Annotated in this window: 16 protein-coding genes; 13 read left to right on the top strand and 3 right to left on the bottom strand. The window is 54.6% G+C overall.

Translation table 11 applies throughout. The features are described from left to right. Positions 1–122 precede the first annotated feature (122 nt). The 7 genes from V5P19_RS06960 to uspE all read left to right on the top strand — a co-directional run bounded on the left by V5P19_RS06960 (position 123) and on the right by uspE (position 7,294). On the top strand, positions 123–1,433 hold the full coding sequence (locus V5P19_RS06960) for a M20 family metallo-hydrolase (protein ID WP_334401529.1): 1,311 nt from the start codon (positions 123–125) through the stop codon (positions 1,431–1,433). Continuing rightward, a complete protein-coding gene (locus tag V5P19_RS06965) occupies positions 1,433–2,878 on the top strand; it encodes a M20 family metallopeptidase (RefSeq protein ID WP_334401531.1) in 1,446 nt (481 codons plus the stop codon). Before V5P19_RS06960 ends, V5P19_RS06965 begins: the two co-directional genes overlap by 1 nt. Before the next feature lie 43 nt (positions 2,879–2,921). Then, positions 2,922–4,448, top strand: coding sequence for a p-aminobenzoyl-glutamate transporter (gene abgT, locus V5P19_RS06970; protein ID WP_334401533.1), 1,527 nt, complete (start codon positions 2,922–2,924; stop codon positions 4,446–4,448). 10 nt (positions 4,449–4,458) lie between these two features. After that, the gene (gene ogt / locus V5P19_RS06975) at positions 4,459–4,974 is read left to right on the top strand and encodes a methylated-DNA--[protein]-cysteine S-methyltransferase (protein WP_334401535.1); all 516 of its coding nucleotides are present in this window, start codon (positions 4,459–4,461) and stop codon (positions 4,972–4,974) included. Positions 4,975–5,157: 183 nt separating this feature from the next. Next, complete coding sequence (gene fnr / locus V5P19_RS06980) at positions 5,158–5,910, top strand: fumarate/nitrate reduction transcriptional regulator Fnr (RefSeq protein WP_006174991.1); 753 nt, start codon at positions 5,158–5,160, stop codon at positions 5,908–5,910. Positions 5,911–6,038: 128 nt separating this feature from the next. Then, a complete protein-coding gene (locus tag V5P19_RS06985) occupies positions 6,039–6,233 on the top strand; it encodes a hypothetical protein (protein ID WP_334401537.1) in 195 nt (64 codons plus the stop codon). Between the two features lie 110 nt (positions 6,234–6,343). Beyond that, entirely contained in the window at positions 6,344–7,294 is a 951-nt protein-coding gene (gene uspE / locus V5P19_RS06990) for a universal stress protein UspE (RefSeq protein ID WP_334401539.1), read from the top strand. A 61-nt stretch (positions 7,295–7,355) separates the two neighbouring features. On the opposite strand, the gene pntB is transcribed toward uspE, so the two are convergent. Then, positions 7,356–8,744, bottom strand: a complete 1,389-nt coding sequence (gene pntB, locus V5P19_RS06995; protein WP_334401541.1) for a Re/Si-specific NAD(P)(+) transhydrogenase subunit beta — start codon at positions 8,742–8,744, stop codon at positions 7,356–7,358. A gap of 10 nt (positions 8,745–8,754) precedes the next feature. Next, complete coding sequence (gene pntA, locus V5P19_RS07000; RefSeq protein ID WP_334401543.1) at positions 8,755–10,284, bottom strand: Re/Si-specific NAD(P)(+) transhydrogenase subunit alpha; 1,530 nt, start codon at positions 10,282–10,284, stop codon at positions 8,755–8,757. 535 nt (positions 10,285–10,819) lie between these two features. Between pntA and ydgH the strand changes: the two genes are divergently transcribed. From ydgH to folM, 3 genes are all read left to right on the top strand, one after another. Next, complete coding sequence (ydgH, locus tag V5P19_RS07005; protein ID WP_334401545.1) at positions 10,820–11,764, top strand: DUF1471 family protein YdgH; 945 nt, start codon at positions 10,820–10,822, stop codon at positions 11,762–11,764. A 184-nt stretch (positions 11,765–11,948) separates the two neighbouring features. Continuing rightward, positions 11,949–13,331, top strand: a complete 1,383-nt coding sequence (locus V5P19_RS07010; RefSeq protein WP_334401547.1) for an amino acid permease — start codon at positions 11,949–11,951, stop codon at positions 13,329–13,331. 39 nt (positions 13,332–13,370) lie between these two features. Beyond that, positions 13,371–14,093 (top strand): dihydromonapterin reductase, encoded by a 723-nt coding sequence (gene folM / locus V5P19_RS07015; RefSeq protein ID WP_334401549.1) that lies wholly within the window; start codon positions 13,371–13,373, stop codon positions 14,091–14,093. Here the strand turns inward: folM and V5P19_RS07020 are convergent. Next, the gene (locus tag V5P19_RS07020) at positions 14,090–14,425 is read right to left on the bottom strand and encodes a GlpM family protein (RefSeq protein ID WP_334401551.1); all 336 of its coding nucleotides are present in this window, start codon (positions 14,423–14,425) and stop codon (positions 14,090–14,092) included. The two genes, folM and V5P19_RS07020, sit on opposite strands and share 4 nt — an antisense overlap. A gap of 129 nt (positions 14,426–14,554) precedes the next feature. On the opposite strand from V5P19_RS07020, the gene rstA reads away from it, so the two are divergent. From rstA to rstB, 3 genes are all read left to right on the top strand, one after another. Further along, entirely contained in the window at positions 14,555–15,271 is a 717-nt protein-coding gene (rstA, locus tag V5P19_RS07025) for a two-component system response regulator RstA (protein ID WP_334401553.1), read from the top strand. Between the two features lie 284 nt (positions 15,272–15,555). After that, a complete protein-coding gene (locus tag V5P19_RS07030; protein WP_334401556.1) occupies positions 15,556–15,816 on the top strand; it encodes a hypothetical protein in 261 nt (86 codons plus the stop codon). A gap of 144 nt (positions 15,817–15,960) precedes the next feature. Further along, entirely contained in the window at positions 15,961–17,259 is a 1,299-nt protein-coding gene (rstB, locus tag V5P19_RS07035; RefSeq protein WP_334401558.1) for a two-component system sensor histidine kinase RstB, read from the top strand. The last annotated feature ends 53 nt before the right edge of the window (positions 17,260–17,312 follow it).

A 17,312-nucleotide genomic window follows, 5' to 3' on the forward strand; every position in this document is an offset into this window, starting at 1 on the left:
ATGGAAATGGATGTGCGAGGGTAATTCCTGAACGGTTAAAACTGTGAAAAAACGGTTAGTGATAAGTAAAAACTATCACAGCGTGAAGCAGTTCACATATTTTAATGATGACAGGAAACGATATGGACACACTGGCGCAGTACATCCAGACACTCACCCCGCAGCTGAGCGCGTGGCGTCGCGATTTTCACCAGTTTGCCGAATCAGGCTGGGTGGAATTTCGTACCGCGGCGAAGGTTGCAGAAATCGTAAACTCGCTGGGTTACGAACTGGCCATGGGCCGCGACGTGGTCGATGCCGACAGTCGTATGGGATTACCGGATGCGGCAACGCTGGCGCACGCGTTTGATCGCGCCCGCGCGCAGGGCGCTCCCGAACAATGGCTGGCCCCGTTTGAAGGTGGATTCACCGGCATTGTTGCCACGCTAAATACCGGACGTCCTGGCCCGACGCTGGCCTTTCGCGTGGACATGGATGCGCTCGACCTGAGCGAAGCCCTCGACGACAGCCATCGTCCGTTCCGCGACGGTTTTGCCTCCTGTAACGCGGGGATGATGCACGCCTGCGCTCACGACGGTCACACCACCATTGGTCTGGGGCTGGCGCAGGTTCTGAAGCAGAACGAAGCGCAACTCAGCGGCACCGTCAAACTGATTTTCCAGCCTGCTGAGGAAGGCACGCGTGGCGCGCGGGCGATGGTCGCCGCGGGAGCCCTGGACGACGTGGACTATTTTACCGCGATCCACATTGGTACCGGTGTGCCCGCCGGGACGGTGATCTGCGGCAGCGATAACTTTATGGCCACCACCAAGTTCGACGTGCACTTTACCGGCGTGGCCGCACACGCGGGTGGCAAACCGGAAGATGGCCGCAATGCCCTTCTCGCCGCAGCCCAGGCGGCTATCGCATTACACAGCATTGCGCCACATTCTGAAGGCGCATCGCGCGTCAATGTTGGCGTTATGCAGGCGGGCAGCGGACGCAACGTGGTACCGGCAAACGCCCTTCTCAAGGTTGAAACCCGCGGTGAAAGCGAAGCGATTAATCAGTACGTCTTCGAACGTGCCCAGGCAGTTATTAACGGCGCGGCCGCACTCTACGGCGTTAAGGCAGAGATGCGCCTGATGGGTGCCGCCACCGCCAGCTCGCCGACACCGGCCTGGGTTGATTATCTGCGCGAGCAGGCCAGTCAAGTTTCCGGGGTTGTTCACGCGATCGATAAGGTGAAAGCCCCGGCCGGTTCAGAAGACGCCACGCTGATGATGGCCCGCGTGCAGCAGAACGGCGGTATGGCGTCATACATGGTTTTTGGCACAGCGTTGAGCGCCGGACATCACAACGAAAAATTCGATTTTGACGAGCGGGTCATGACCGTCGCCATCGAAACGCTGGCGCGGACCGCGCTAAACTTCCCGTGGACGCGAGGTGTGTAATGCAGGAGAACTACGCGTATATCGCGGATGCGATCGACGTGCGATCGCGAACGTTAACCGATATTGCTGACGAGATCTGGGATCATCCTGAAACCCGCTTTGAAGAGTTCTGGTCCGCCGAACGGCTCGCCAGCGCGCTGGAAGCCGAAGGTTTCACGCTCACGCGCGAAGCGGGCGGCATTCCCAACGCCTTTATCGCCAGCTTCGGCAGCGGAAAACCGGTTATCGCCCTGCTGGGTGAATACGATGCGCTGGCCGGATTAAGCCAGCAGGCGCACTGCGCGACGGCGCAATCCGCTACGCCGGGAGCGAACGGTCACGGCTGCGGGCATAACCTGCTGGGAACGGCCGCACTTGCGGGCGCGGTGGCGGTGAAAAGCTGGCTGGAAAAGCACGACGGGAGCGGAACGGTGCGTTTTTACGGCTGCCCGGGTGAAGAAGGCGGCTCCGGGAAAACCTTCATGGTACGTGAAGGGGTGTTTGACGACGTTGATGCCGCAGTCACCTGGCACCCGGAAGCCTTTGCCGGCATGTTTAACGTGAGCACGCTGGCGAATATTCAGGCCGCCTGGCGCTTTAAGGGCGTTGCGGCACATGCTGCAAACTCGCCACACCTGGGGCGCAGCGCGCTGGATGCCGTGACGCTCATGACCACCGGCACCAATTTCCTCAACGAGCACATCATCGAGAAAGCGCGCGTGCATTACGCCATCACCGATACCGGCGGGATCTCACCGAACGTGGTGCAGGCCCAGGCCGAAGTGCTGTACCTGATCCGCGCCCCTGAGATGGCCGACGCGCAGCAGATCTACGAACGTATAGAGAAAATCGCTCAGGGCGCGGCGATGATGACGGAAACCCGCGTCGAATGCCGCTTTGACAAAGCCTGCTCCAGCTACCTGCCAAACCGCACGCTCGAAGCGGCTATGTATCGCGCGCTGCAGCATTACGGTACGCCCGCGTGGACGGAGGAAGAACGTGAATTTGCACGGGAAATTCGCGCCACGCTGACGCCAAACGATCTGCAAAACAGCCTGAAAAACATTGCCGCAACGGGAGCAGAAGACGGTAAAGCCTTTGCCCGCCGCCATCAGGAAACCGTGCTGATCGACGAAGTCGCGCCGTATGCCATCACCGACAACGTACTGGCGGGCTCAACTGACGTTGGCGATGTTAGCTGGAAGATGCCGGTCGCCCAGTGTTTTAGCCCCTGCTTTACCGTCGGTACGCCGCTGCATACCTGGCAGCTGGTCGCACAGGGACGCACCGCCATTGCCCATAAAGGCATGCTGCTGGCTGCAAAAGTGATGGGGGCGACAGCATTGAATCTGCTGCAGGACGCAGACCTGCTTCAGAAATGTCGTGAAGAGTTTGAACAACAAATACAAGAAAAACCGTACGTGTGTCCGATTCCACAGGGCGTGACACCGTCACCTTTAAAATAAAAAAACACATAACACAACAACACAACAGTCCCGAGGAACGCCCATGAGTATGTCTTCCATACCTTCGCATTCCCCATCCGGTAAGCTCTATGGCTGGGTTGAAAGGATCGGTAATAAAATGCCGCACCCTTTCCTGCTTTTTATCTACTTGATTGTGATTTTGATGGTCGCCACCGCCGTGCTCTCCGCCTTTGAGGTGAGCGTACGCAGTCCGGCGGATGGCAGCCTGGTGGCGGTCAAAAATCTGCTGAGTGTTGAAGGTTTACACTGGTTTTTACCGAATGTGATCAAGAACTTCAGCGGCTTCGCGCCGCTCGGCGCCATTCTTGCGCTAGTGCTGGGTGCCGGGCTCGCAGAACGGGTTGGCCTGCTGCCCGCGCTGATGGTGAAAATGGCTTCACACGTCAGCGCCCGTTACGCCAGCTACATGGTGTTGTTCATCGCCTTCTTTAGCCACATCTCCTCCGATGCCGCGCTGGTGATCATGCCGCCGATGGGTGCGCTGATTTTCCTCGCCGTTGGGCGCCATCCCGTCGCGGGTCTGCTGTCCGCGATTGCTGGCGTAGGATGCGGGTTTACCGCCAACCTGCTGATTGTGACCACCGACGTCCTGCTCTCCGGTATCAGCACCGAAGCAGCCAAAACGATGGATGCCGCAATGCACGTTAGCGTGATCGACAACTGGTACTTTATGGCCAGCTCGGTGATTGTTTTGACGATTGTCGGCGGGTTGATCACCGATAAGATCGTCGAACCACGCCTCGGTAAGTGGGAAGGCCGCAGCGATGAAACGCTGGAAACACTGAGCAAGGAGCAGCGCTTCGGCCTGCGCGTGGCTGGGGGAGTCTCGCTGGCGTTTATTGCCGCCGTAGCGCTGATGGTGGTGCCGGAGAATGGCGTGCTGCGCGATCCGGTTAAACATACCGTTCTGCCCTCGCCGTTTATTCAGGGCATCGTGCCGCTGATTATCCTCTTCTTCTTTGTCGTTTCTCTCGCCTACGGCATTGCAACCGGTAAAATTCGCCGTCAGGCCGACCTGCCGCAGCTGATGATCGAGCCGATGAAAGAGATGGCGGGCTTTATTGTGATGGTGTTCCCGCTGGCACAGTTTGTGGCCATGTTTAACTGGAGCAACATGGGCAAGTTTATGGCCGTCGGCCTGACCGATGTCCTGGAAGCGGCCGGTTTGAGCGGCGTTCCGGCGTTTGTCGGCCTGGCGCTGCTGTCGTCGCTGCTGTGCATGTTTATTGCCAGCGGATCGGCCATCTGGTCGATACTGGCACCGATATTTGTGCCGATGTTTATGATGCTGGGGTTCCATCCGGCGTTTGCGCAGATCCTGTTTCGCGTCGCAGATTCCTCGGTGATCCCGCTGGCACCGGTGTCACCGTTCGTTCCCCTGTTTTTAGGTTTCCTGCAACGCTATAAGCCCGAAGCCAAATTGGGTACCTACTATTCGCTGGTTTTGCCCTACCCGCTTATCTTTTTAGGGGTATGGCTGGTAATGCTGGTGGCATGGTATCTTGTCGGCCTGCCGATTGGGCCGGGGATTTACCCAAGGCTGCACTAAGGGAAAGAGGATGCTGAGATTACTCGAAGATAAGATTGCGACGCCGCTTGGGCCACTGTGGGTTATCGCGGACGAGCAGTTCAACCTGCGCGCGGTCGAGTGGGAAGAGCACAGCGACCGTATGGAGGCCTTGCTCAACACGCATTATCGCATGCAGGGTTTCGAGCGTATCAGCGCCACCAATCCGGGCGGGTTGAGCGACAAACTGGCGGCGTACTTCGACGGCGATCTCACCATCATCAACGACCTGCCAACGGCCACCGCTGGAACCCCCTTCCAGCGTGAGGTGTGGCAGGCGCTGCGTGCTATCCCGTGCGGACACGTTATGCACTACGGTCAGCTCGCCGAACGGCTAGGCCGTGCGGGCGCAGCGCGCGCGGTGGGGGCCGCCAACGGCTCAAATCCTGTGAGCATCGTCGTCCCTTGCCATCGCGTTATTGGACGCAACGGCACCCTGACCGGCTATGCCGGCGGCGTGCAGAGAAAAGAGTGGTTACTGCGTCACGAAGGGTATCTTTTGCTGTAGCGCCCAGGCTTTTAGTGCTTAATTTTGTTCCGGTTAGTCTAAAAATCCATAATCAAGCTGTGGAATTTCAAGAAGATGGCAACACGTTGCCGTCTCTTGTCCTTATTGATAGTTTGCCAGGCTTACGTACTTACCAAAAAGATGTTAAAATTGACCAATATCAATTAAGGCTTGAGCAAACCTATGATCCCGGAAAAGCGAATTATACGACGCATTCAGTCTGGCGGTTGTGCTATCCATTGCCAGGATTGCAGCATCAGCCAGCTCTGTATCCCGTTTACCCTGAATGAGCATGAACTCGATCAGCTTGATAACATCATCGAGCGCAAAAAGCCTATTCAGAAAGGTCAGACGCTGTTTAAAGCCGGAGACGAACTCAAATCGCTCTATGCTATCCGTTCTGGCACCATCAAAAGCTACACCATCACTGAACAGGGTGATGAGCAAATCACGGGTTTTCATCTGGCAGGCGATCTGGTTGGTTTTGATGCCATCGGCACTGGCCATCACCCGAGCTTTGCTCAGGCGCTGGAAACCTCTATGGTCTGCGAAATCCCGTTTGAAACGCTGGACGACCTGTCCGGGAAGATGCCTAACCTGCGCCAGCAGATGATGCGTCTGATGAGCGGTGAGATCAAAGGCGATCAGGATATGATCCTGCTGCTTTCCAAAAAGAACGCAGAGGAGCGCCTGGCCGCGTTTATCTATAACCTCTCCCGTCGCTTTGCAGAACGCGGTTTCTCTCCGCGTGAATTCCGCCTGACCATGACGCGTGGTGATATTGGTAACTACCTGGGCCTGACCGTAGAAACCATCAGCCGTCTGCTGGGGCGTTTCCAGAAAAGCGGAATGCTGGCCGTGAAAGGTAAGTACATCACCATCGAAAACGGTGAAGCGCTTGCGGTACTTGCCGGGCACGCCCGCAACGTGGCATAACATCCCCGCATCATGAATGCCAGACCAGAGCATTGACAGGTCTGGCATTTAACGTTTTTCTTCCAGGGCGTTACCACCGTCTCCGCGACAGGCATTCAGGTCAGTCCGTGCCATCTTAAGGTTATGATTTGAAAGAAAGTTTATTTTTCGTTTCAGTCGTTATCGCCTCAGTGACCTTCATTTTCATCTGGATCATGCTTGTCGGCCCAATGAAGGGAGAGGAAAAGACCTACGTTCAGGATTCAACGACCTTTGCGATAGCGGTGATGGTGCTGCTGTTTATTGCCTTTATCGCCGTAACGGTAACAGTCCTTCTAATGTGACCTCATTTCACGATTTATTGATCTAACAAAAACTTCCCCCCTGTTTCATTCAAGATATATAGGTTACTCTTTTAATTACAGACTGCGGTGACAGTAGTAAGGAGACCTGTATGGCAAAGTATCAAAACATGCTGGTGGCTATCGATCCTAACCAGGACGATCAGCCGGCATTACGACGTGCTGTGTATTTACATCAACGGATTGGTGGCAAAATCAAAGCGTTTTTGCCGATCTATGACTTCTCGTATGAGATGACCACCCTTCTGTCGCCTGACGAGCGCACTGCAATGCGTCAGGGAGTGATCAGCCAACGTACCGCCTGGATCCGTGAACAGGCGAAATACTATCTGGAAGCGGGCGTGCCGATTGACATTAAAGTGGTCTGGCACAACCGTCCTTTCGAAGCCATTATCCAGGAGATTGTCGCCGGTGGGCACGACCTGCTGCTGAAAATGGCGCACCAGCATGACAAGCTGGAATCAGTGATCTTTACCCCCACCGACTGGCACTTGCTCCGTAAATGCCCGTGTCCGGTGTGGATGGTGAAAGACCAGCCCTGGCCTGAAGGCGGGAGAGCCGTTGTGGCGGTGAACCTGGCGAGTGAAGAGGATTATCACAATTCACTGAACGAAAAACTGGTTAAGGAAACTATTCAGCTTGCCGAGCAAGTTAACCACACCGAAGTGCACCTCGTTGGCGCTTACCCGGTGACGCCAATCAACATTGCCATCGAGCTGCCTGAATTTGACCCAAGCGTCTATAACGACGCAATCCGAGGTCAGCACCTGCTGGCAATGAAAGCGCTGCGTCAGAAATTCAGCATCGATGAAAAAATGACGCATGTGGAAAAAGGACTGCCTGAAGAGGTGATCCCGGACCTGGCGGAGCATCTACAGGCCGGGATTGTGGTGCTGGGAACCATTGGCCGGACCGGGATTTCTGCCGCGTTCCTGGGCAATACGGCTGAACAGGTGATCGACCATCTGCGCTGTGACCTGCTGGTCATCAAGCCGGATGAGTATCAGACGCCGGTGGAGCTGGACGACCCAGAAGACGATTGATCAATAATGTCCACCATTAAAAAAGCCGCCAAATTTGGCGGCTTTTTCGTCTCGATACACCTTACAGCGCTTTCAGAATCGCATCCACGCTGGCTTTCGCATCGCCAAACAGCATGTGGGTGTTCTCTTTGAAGAACAGCGGGTTCTGCACCCCGGCATAACCGGTGTTCATGGAGCGTTTGAAGACAATCACGTTCTGCGCCTTCCACACTTCCAGAACCGGCATCCCGGCGATTGGGCTACCCGGATCGTCCTGGGCGGCCGGGTTGACGGTATCGTTGGCACCAATGACCAGTACCGTGTCGGTATCGGCGAAATCATCATTGATTTCATCCATTTCGAGTACGATGTCATAAGGCACTTTCGCTTCCGCCAGCAGCACGTTCATGTGGCCAGGCAGACGACCGGCAACCGGGTGAATACCAAAGCGAACCTTAATACCGCGAGCGCGCAGCTTCTCGGTGATTTCCGCGACCGGATACTGGGCCTGTGCCACCGCCATGCCATAGCCCGGGGTGATAATGACCGTGTGCGAGTTTTTCAGCATGTCTGCGGTATCTTCCGCAGAAATTTCACGATGCTCACCCACTTCTTCATCAGCACTGGAAGACGAACCATCGGTCCCGAAGCCACCGGCAATGACGCTGAAGAAGGAGCGGTTCATCGCCTTACACATGATGTAAGACAGGATCGCACCCGAAGAACCCACCAGCGCACCGGTGACGATCAGCAGATCGTTGCTGAGCATAAAGCCCGCCGCCGCCGCCGCCCAACCCGAGTAGGAGTTGAGCATAGAAACGACCACTGGCATATCCGCACCGCCGATGGACGCGACCAGGTGCCAGCCGAACGCCAGCGCAATAATGGTCATCACCAGCAGTGCCAGCACCTGCATACCGACGCTTTCGGTACGAACAAAGATCACCATCAGCACAAAGGAGACAACCAGCGCCGCCAGATTCAGCTTATGACGGTTAGGCAGCATCAGCGGTTTAGATGAGATCTTACCGCGCAGCTTGCCGAAAGCGACAATAGAACCGGTAAAGGTCACCGCACCGATGAAGATGCCCAGGAACACCTCCGTCAGATGGATATTGACCAGAATCGGTTCCATCCCAGGTTCGTGATACAGGTAGCTGTTGAAGCCTACCAGCACCGCCGCCAAACCCACGAAGCTGTGCAGAATGGCGACCAGCTCCGGCATCTCGGTCATTTCAACGCGTTTCGCGAGGCGAATACCAATCGCACCGCCAATGATCATGGCGACAAGAATCCACGCAACGTTGCCGGTATCCGGCCCGAAGATGGTGGCAATCAGCGCAATCGCCATCCCGGCAATACCAAAGTTGTTACCCTGCTGAGACGTTTCGTGCTTGGAAAGTCCCGCCAGACTGAAAATAAACAGGATTGCAGCAACAATGTATGCGGCTGTGACTAATCCTCCAGACATATGCTACCCCTTAGCCTTTACGAAACATTTTCAGCATGCGCTGAGTCACGGTGAAACCACCGAAAATATTGATACTGGCGATCAGCACCGCGACAAAGCTCAGGAAGCTAATCCAGCCGCCGTGACCAATTTGCAGCAACGCCCCCACCACGATGATCCCGGAGATGGCGTTAGTGACCGACATCAGCGGGGTATGCAACGCGTGGGAAACGTTCCACACCACGTAGTAACCCACTACGCAGGAGAGCGCAAAGACGGTGAAATGGCCGAGGAACTCTTTCGGCGCAACGTCTGCCAGCCAGCCAAACAGAACAATCGCTAAAGCCATGATCGCGTATTTACGCCATGGAGACGCGGGCTTCGCCGGCTCTTTTGGCGCAGGCGCGGCTTTCGCTGCCGCCTGAGGCTGAGCTGAAACCTGAATAGGCGGTGCAGGCCAGGTGATTTCACCTTCACGCACGACCGTTACGCCGCGCACTACCACATCGTCGAAATCAACGGTGACGGTGCCATCTTTCTCTTTACAGAGCAGCTTCATCAGGTTGACGAGGTTGGTGCCATACAGTTGAGAAGACTGGGTTGGCAGACGACCCGGCAGATCGGTATAACCAATCACCTTCACGCCGTTGGCGGTCGTAGTGACCTGGTTTGGCACCGTATATTCACAGTTACCGCCGTTCTGTGCAGCCAGATCGACGATCACGCTGCCCGGGTTCATGGAGTCAACCATTTCACGGGTGATCAGCTTCGGTGCCGGTTTACCTGGGATCAGCGCGGTCGTCACGATAATGTCGACCTCTTTCGCCTGCGCGGCGAAGAGTGCCATTTCAGCCTTGATAAAGGCTTCGGACATGACCTTCGCGTAACCATCACCGCTGCCCGCTTCTTCCTTGAAGTCCAGTTCAAGGAACTCGGCGCCCATGCTCTGAACCTGCTCCTTCACTTCAGGACGGGTGTCAAAAGCACGTACGATAGCGCCAAGGCTATTTGCCGCGCCAATCGCCGCAAGGCCTGCCACGCCCGCACCAATCACCATCACTTTTGCAGGCGGTACTTTGCCTGCTGCGGTGATCTGACCGGTAAAGAAGCGACCAAATTCGTGTGCGGCCTCAACGATTGCGCGGTAGCCCGCGATGTTAGCCATTGAGCTCAAGGCATCCAGAGACTGTGCGCGCGAAATACGTGGCACGGAGTCCATCGCCATCACGGTCACGCCCCGTGCAGCCAGCTTCTCCATCAGCTCAGGATTTTGTGCAGGCCAGATGAAACTCACCAGCGTGGTGCCGGAATTCAGCAGCGCGATTTCGCTCTCTTCAGGTGCATTCACCTTCAGAACGATCGGTGATTGCCAGACCTCAGCACCGTCCACAACCTCCGCGCCAGCCTGAATAAAGGCTTCGTCGTCGAAACTCGCCAGTTTGCCCGCGCCGCGTTCAACTGCGACGGTAAAACCCAGTTTAAGCAGTTGCTCCACCGTTTTTGGTGTTGCCGCTACGCGGGTTTCATTGGCAAACCGTTCTTTTGGTACCCCAATACGCATAGTTTTCCCTTCCATCGGTTTTTGATGATGGTTTGTCGATAAATGCCCGTGGTTTGTTTCAACTTTCGTCAGTGTGATAACCGCGAAGCATGATTAACCCCAGAAAATAAAACAGTAACAAACTTTCTATAACCTACTGAAAATAGCGCCTGTGATCTACCGCCAGAAAACACTATTTCTTACTTTATCTGTGAAAAATAAGTGATCGGCGTCTCTGACAGAGATATTTACCTTAAATTCTTCGCCGGAACCGATAAATCGCGCAAGCGAAGCGGTAAAAACATGATATAGCGCCATAAGAGAACAACTCATTAACATTAAATTAACTTGTAAAAGTCATATGCTTTATCAGTTTTGCTTGTCAAACGCCTGTTTTTTCAACATATCACTAAAGGTTATCGAAGCGGGTCATACTGTTCGCACGGGCTGTGAAAAATGGCGCAGACAGCGACGGGTTTTAAATGCCATAATCGGGACCGTCTCAAATTAACAACAATACCAGTACATGGTTTGCGCAAGGCGAAGGATTATTTTTATGAAGCTTAAGAACACACTCCTGGCGTCCGCACTTCTTTCTGCGACCGCCCTGTCTGCAAATGCTGCGACAGAGTTAACGCCGGAGCAAGCGGCAGCGTTAAAACCTTTTGACCAGACGGTCATTGTGGGTCGTTATAATTCTATTGGCGACGGTGTCGCCGCCGCATCCAAAGCCGCCGATAAAAAAGGTGCGGCCTCGTTTTATGTTCTCGATCAATCCGATCAAGGAAACAGCGGTAACCAGCGCGTTACCATTGCACTGTACAAAGAGAATGCCCCTAAGGCAGACACACAGCATAACCGCGTGATTAACGGTATTGTTGAATTGCCAAAAGTACAGGCTATCGAGCTTGAACCTTATGATACCGTTACCGTTCAGGGCTTCTATCGCAGCCAGCCAGAAGTGAACGATGCCATCACCAAAGCGGCGAAAGCGAAAGGGGCTTACTCTTTCTACATCGTGCGTCAGGTGGATGCTAACCAGGGTGGCAACCAGCGTATTACCGCATTCATCTATAAAGAAGATGCGAAAAAACGCGTTCTGCAGAGCCCGGATGCTATCCCGGCTAATTCCGATGCAGGTCGCGCTGCGTTAGCAAAAGGTGGCGAAGAAGCGAAGAAAGTTGAAATTCCGGGCGTAGCCACCTCTGCTGCACCAAGCGCTGAAGTGGGCCGTTTCTTTGAAACGCAGACCACGAAGGGTGGCCGTTATTCCGTTACCCTGCCAGACGGAACCAAAATAGAAGAGCTGAACAACGCCACTGCTGCGCAGATGGTACCGTTCGACAGCATCAAATTTACCGGCAACTACGGCAACGGAACGGAAGTCTCTTACCAGGTCGCGAAGCGTGCGGCGAAGAAAGGGGCGAAGTATTACCACATCACCCGCCAGTGGCAGGAACGTGGTAACAACATGACCATTAGCGCCGATCTGTTCAAGTAACAAAGCGTTTATGAAAGGCGGCGCAATGCCGCCTTTTTTGTTACTTTTTTTCTGATTTCTGCCCCACATCATTGCATGCTTTCGTGACTCTCCGTAAAATCCCGCGCCTTAGTGTGATCCACCATTTTTATGCGCCTGTGCGAAATAATTATTCTGGATTTGGACCTTTCATAACAGGAAGCCAATGGAAAAGAAACTTGGCCTGAGTGCTTTAACTGCACTTGTCTTAAGCTCAATGCTGGGTGCGGGTGTATTCAGTTTGCCGCAAAACATGGCGGCCGTTGCAAGCCCTGCCGCATTGCTTATTGGTTGGGGGATTACCGGTGCAGGAATATTGCTGCTGGCGTTCGCCATGCTGCTGTTAACGCGCATTCGCCCGGATCTGGATGGGGGGATTTTCACCTATGCCCGCGAAGGTTTTGGGGAGCTGATTGGCTTCTGTTCCGCCTGGGGCTACTGGCTTTGTGCAGTAATTGCGAACGTCTCTTATCTGGTTATCGTCTTTTCAGCGCTCAGTTTCTTTACCGATACCCCTGAGCTGCGTCTCTTTGGCGACGGCAATACCTGGCAATCCATTGTCGGTGCATCGGTTCTGCTGTGGTTTGTTCACTGGCTGGTGTTGCGCGGCGTGCAAACCGCAGCGAGCATTAATCTGGTCGCGACGCTGGCGAAACTGGTTCCGCTCGGCCTGTTTATCGTTCTGGCGTTTATTGCCTTCCGTCTTGACGTATTTAAGCTCGACTTCACTGGTATCGCGCTGGGCGTCCCCGTCTGGGAGCAGGTGAAAAACACCATGCTGATCACCCTGTGGGTCTTCATCGGCGTTGAAGGCGCCGTTGTGGTTTCAGCGCGGGCCCGTAATAAACGTGACGTGGGGCGCGCCACGCTGCTGGCCGTGCTGGCGGCGCTGGGTGTCTATCTGCTGGTCACGCTACTGTCATTGGGCGTCGTGGCGCGCCCTGAGCTGGCGGAAATGCGTAACCCATCAATGGCCGGACTGATGGTTAAAATGTTTGGTCCCTGGGGAGACGTAGTGATCGCTGCGGGGCTGATTGTCTCCGTTTGCGGGGCCTACCTGAGCTGGACGATTATGGCCGCAGAAGTGCCATTCCTGGCCGCGACGCACAAAGCGTTTCCGCGCCTCTTTGCCCGCCAGAACAAAAACAACGCGCCGTCGGCATCGCTTTGGCTTACCAACATCAGCGTACAGGTCTGTCTGGTGCTGATCTGGCTCACAGGTTCTGACTATAACACCCTGCTGACCATCGCCTCTGAAATGATTCTGGTACCCTATTTCTTAGTGGGCGCGTATTTGCTGAAAATCGCCACCCGACCGGCGCACTATGCTGTAGGAGTCGGGGCCTGTATTTACGGCCTCTGGTTGTTGTATGCTTCTGGGCCTATGCACCTGCTGCTGTCGGTGGTGCTGTATGCTCCGGGTCTGCTGGTGTTTATTTATGCCCGGCGCACGCACCAGCTTGAGTATGCGCTTAAACGCCGCGAGATGGTCTTAATCGGGCTATTGTTGGTTGCTGCCCTACCGGCAACCTGGATGTTAATGGGTTAGCATCGCCTTTCCCATTGTTGAACTGAAAAGGAAAATACGATGGGAACTGCGCAGCAACGCCCAATACTGATAACAGGTGGTGGCCGTCGTATCGGCCTCGCCCTCGCCCATCACTTTCTTACCCTTCATCATCCGGTTATCGTCAGCTACCGCAGTGAATATCCCTCGATTGAGGGGCTCCGACACGCCGGTGCGACCTGTATTCAGGCGGACTTTTCAACCGATGAAGGCATTCTTGCTTTCGCTGATCAGGTAAAATCCACGACCGACGGATTGCGCGCCGTCATCCATAACGCCAGCGCGTGGCAGTCGGAAACGCCCAGCATGCCGCTCAGCGAAACGCTTTCCTGCATGCTGCAGATCCACGTCAATGCCCCTTATCTGCTTAACCACGCGTTGCAAGATCTGCTGCGCGGTCACGGACATGCCGCAGGCGACATTATCCACTTCACCGATTATGTCGTAGAGCGTGGAAGCGACAAGCATATCGCCTATGCGGCCAGCAAAGCCGCACTGGACAACATGACGCGTTCGTTTGCCCGTAAACTGGCACCCGAGGTTAAGGTGAACGCTATCGCCCCGGCGATGATCTTATTCAACGAGGGAGACGACGCTGAGTATCGCCAGAAGGCACTGAATAAGTCGCTAATGAAAATCGCCCCTGGTGAGAAAGAGGTGATCGATCTTGTCGATTATCTGCTCACCAGCTGCTACGTAACCGGCAGAACCTTTGCCGTGGACGGTGGCCGCCCGCTGCGCTAGTGAAAGCGGCCCCAAACAACGATCGCGAGCCAGGCGCTGAGCCCCCAGCAGACCACTGCCCCGCTCAGCGCCAGCGGAAGACGCAGAAAGCCGGTGAAATACCACAGCGAAAGCAGATAGAGAAAGTACGGAATAATGGACCACATCCCAAATACAATGGTGGTCCGCAGCGCTTCCGTTCCGCGCTCTGAGGCCACGATGTAGTGCGCAATCAGCGCAAACGTCGGGAACAGCGGGATAAGCCCGGCGATATAGTAATTTTTCGTTTTAGCCAGAACGCCAATCAGTAATACCACCAGCGCCCCCAGTGCGGCTTTAATCACCAAGCCCATGCTTTTCCCTATAACAATCAAGTAACAATGTGCTTCAGAATAACGGAACTGAGGTTAATTTTGAAAGATTAATGGAAGGTTAAGGTTACGCGGTGTATGTTGGCTTTTTTTCGCAATAACAGACGTTGTATGAATAAGATTGTTTATGTGGAAGATGAACCCGAAGTAGGTCAACTGATAGCCGCTTATCTGGGTAAACATGATATGGACGTCATTGTTGAGCCTCGCGGCGATCGCGCCGAAGAGGTGGTTTTACGCGAAAACCCGGATTTGGTGTTGCTGGACATTATGCTGCCCGGCAAAGATGGTATGACCGTATGCCGCGATCTTCGCGCGCAGTGGGACGGCCCTATCGTGCTGCTGACCTCGCTGGACAGCGACATGAATCATATTTTGTCCCTTGAAATGGGTGCCAACGATTACATTCTGAAAACCACGCCCCCTGCAGTTCTGCTGGCCCGTCTACGCCTGCACTTGCGCCAGCGTGCCAGTCACGAGCGTGAAGCGCCTGCGCAGTCACTCATGCCGCATAAAGCAATGCGTTTTGGTACCTTGTCTATCGATCCGGTTAACCGTCAGGTGCTGCTTTCCGGTGAGCTGATTGCCCTCTCGACCGCAGATTTTGACCTGCTGTGGGAGCTGGCAACCCATGCCGGGCAAATTATGGACCGCGATGCGCTGCTGAAAAATCTGCGCGGCGTGAGCTACGATGGAATGGATCGCAGCGTAGACGTTGCCATTTCTCGCCTGCGTAAAAAACTGCTGGACAACGCCACCGAGCCCTATCGCATCAAAACCGTACGTAACAAAGGCTATTTGTTTGCCCCACATGCCTGGGAAACCTGATCGCCGCTCCCTTTTCTGCCTCATTTGTCCGATTGCGCAACGGGTTCCTTGTTAAAACGTCGATTTAAGCCATACTTAAATGACTCTCATCGTACCAGCCTTCATGGGTCATGCCAGTAGCCGCGACGTTTAACAGGAACCGCCCCTGCAGCTCACCCTTCCGACATCATCGTCATCGCCCCCAATCATTGCCATTGCTCTGCGCGCTCCTCGGCTTTTCAAAACGAAGCCGGGACGTCATGTTTTTCAAAAAATCTTGAAATGAGGATTTAAGTCCATGAAATATGTATAGCTACAATAAAGTACAAGCCATTAAAACCAATCTGGAATGGATTGTTAATCAAGCAAGCGTTAACGACCCATTCCCCTCTTACGCCGATCAAAAAGCACTTATGAATCTTCTTGAACTCATCCAGTCCTATGAGATTCTCCTTGATTTAATTCAAGAATTTGGGACAAAGGTGATCGACCCTCACATTGCAGAAGGTCTGGCGGTGACGGAAACACTCATCGCGAAGGTGAAACGCAGCACGCATGCCATGTAAGTATGCGCAGCGATGCTATGACGATGGAAACGCCGTGATGTATATTCAGCAGGGATACCCCAGGATCCAGCGGTAAGAAGATGCTGCTACAGTGCTCTGAAGGTAAAGCCAGAGAGTGAATATATTGATTTTCGGTGAGATGTAATGAAAAAGCTTTTTGTGCAGTTTTACCTTCTGCTGTTTGTCTGCTTCCTGGTGATGACCATGCTGGTCGGGCTGGTCTATAAATTCACCGCCGAACGCGCGGGCAGACAGTCATTGGATGATTTAATGAAAAGCTCGCTGTATCTCATGCGCAGCGAGCTCCGCGAAATTCCGCCGCACGAGTGGGCGAAGACCTTAAAAGAGCTGGATCTGAACCTGTCGTTCGATTTGCGCATCGAACCATTGAAAGACTTCGATTTAGATCCCCCTGCCATGCAGCGTCTGCGTGACGGGGACATTGTGGCGCTTGATGCGAAGTACACCTTTATCCAGCGCATTCCCCGCAGCCACTACGTGCTGGCCGTGGGTCCGGTACCCTATCTCTATTATCTGCACCAGATGCGCCTGCTGGATATGGCGCTTATGGCGTTTATTGCCATTTCACTGGCCTTCCCGGTGTTTATCTGGATGCGCCCTCACTGGCAGGACATGCTAAAACTCGAATCTGCCGCACAGCGCTTTGGTGAGGGGCATTTTACCGAGCGTATCCATTTCGACAGCGGTTCCAGTTTTGACCGTCTGGGCATTGCGTTCAACCAGATGGCCGATAACATCAATGCCCTCATTGCCAGCAAAAAGCAGCTGATCGACGGGATCGCGCATGAACTGCGCACGCCGCTGGTTCGCCTGCGTTATCGGCTTGAGATGAGCGAAAACCTTACCGAGGCTGAGAATCAGGCGCTCAACCGCGATATCGGCCAGCTTGAGGCGCTCATTGAAGAATTGCTGACCTACGCCCGTCTCGATCGCCCGCAAAATGAACTGAACCTCAGTACGCCGGATCTTCCCGTCTGGCTGCAGACGCATATTGACGATGTTCAAAGCGTCAACCCGCAGCGCACGCTGCTGACGGCCGTTACCCCCGGCGATTATGGCGCGCTGGATATGCGCCTGATGGAGCGCGTGCTGGATAATCTGATGAATAACGCCATGCGTTATAGCGAAAGCACCATGAAGATTGGCTTAGATTTACAGGGCGCTCAGGCAAGCCTGACGGTTGAGGATGACGGCCCGGGCATTGCTCCCGAAGCGCGTGAAACCGTATTCGAGCCCTTTGTTCGCCTCGACCCAAGCCGCGATCGCGCAACGGGAGGCTGTGGTCTGGGGCTGGCCATTGTCCACTCCATCGCCCAGGCGATGGGCGGCACGGTTCAGTGTGAAGAGAGCGAGCTTGGCGGCGCGCGCTTCTGCTTTAGCTGGCCGGTCTACCATAACATCCCCCTTCCCATCCCTGCCTGACCTTAACCGCACGCTGGCTTGACCCGGCGTGCTGTGCTATACCGTGAGTATGT

The sequence above is a fragment of the Enterobacter sp. UNJFSC 003 genome (assembly GCF_036903355.1).
In the GTDB taxonomy this organism is placed as follows: Bacteria; Pseudomonadota; Gammaproteobacteria; order Enterobacterales; family Enterobacteriaceae; genus Enterobacter.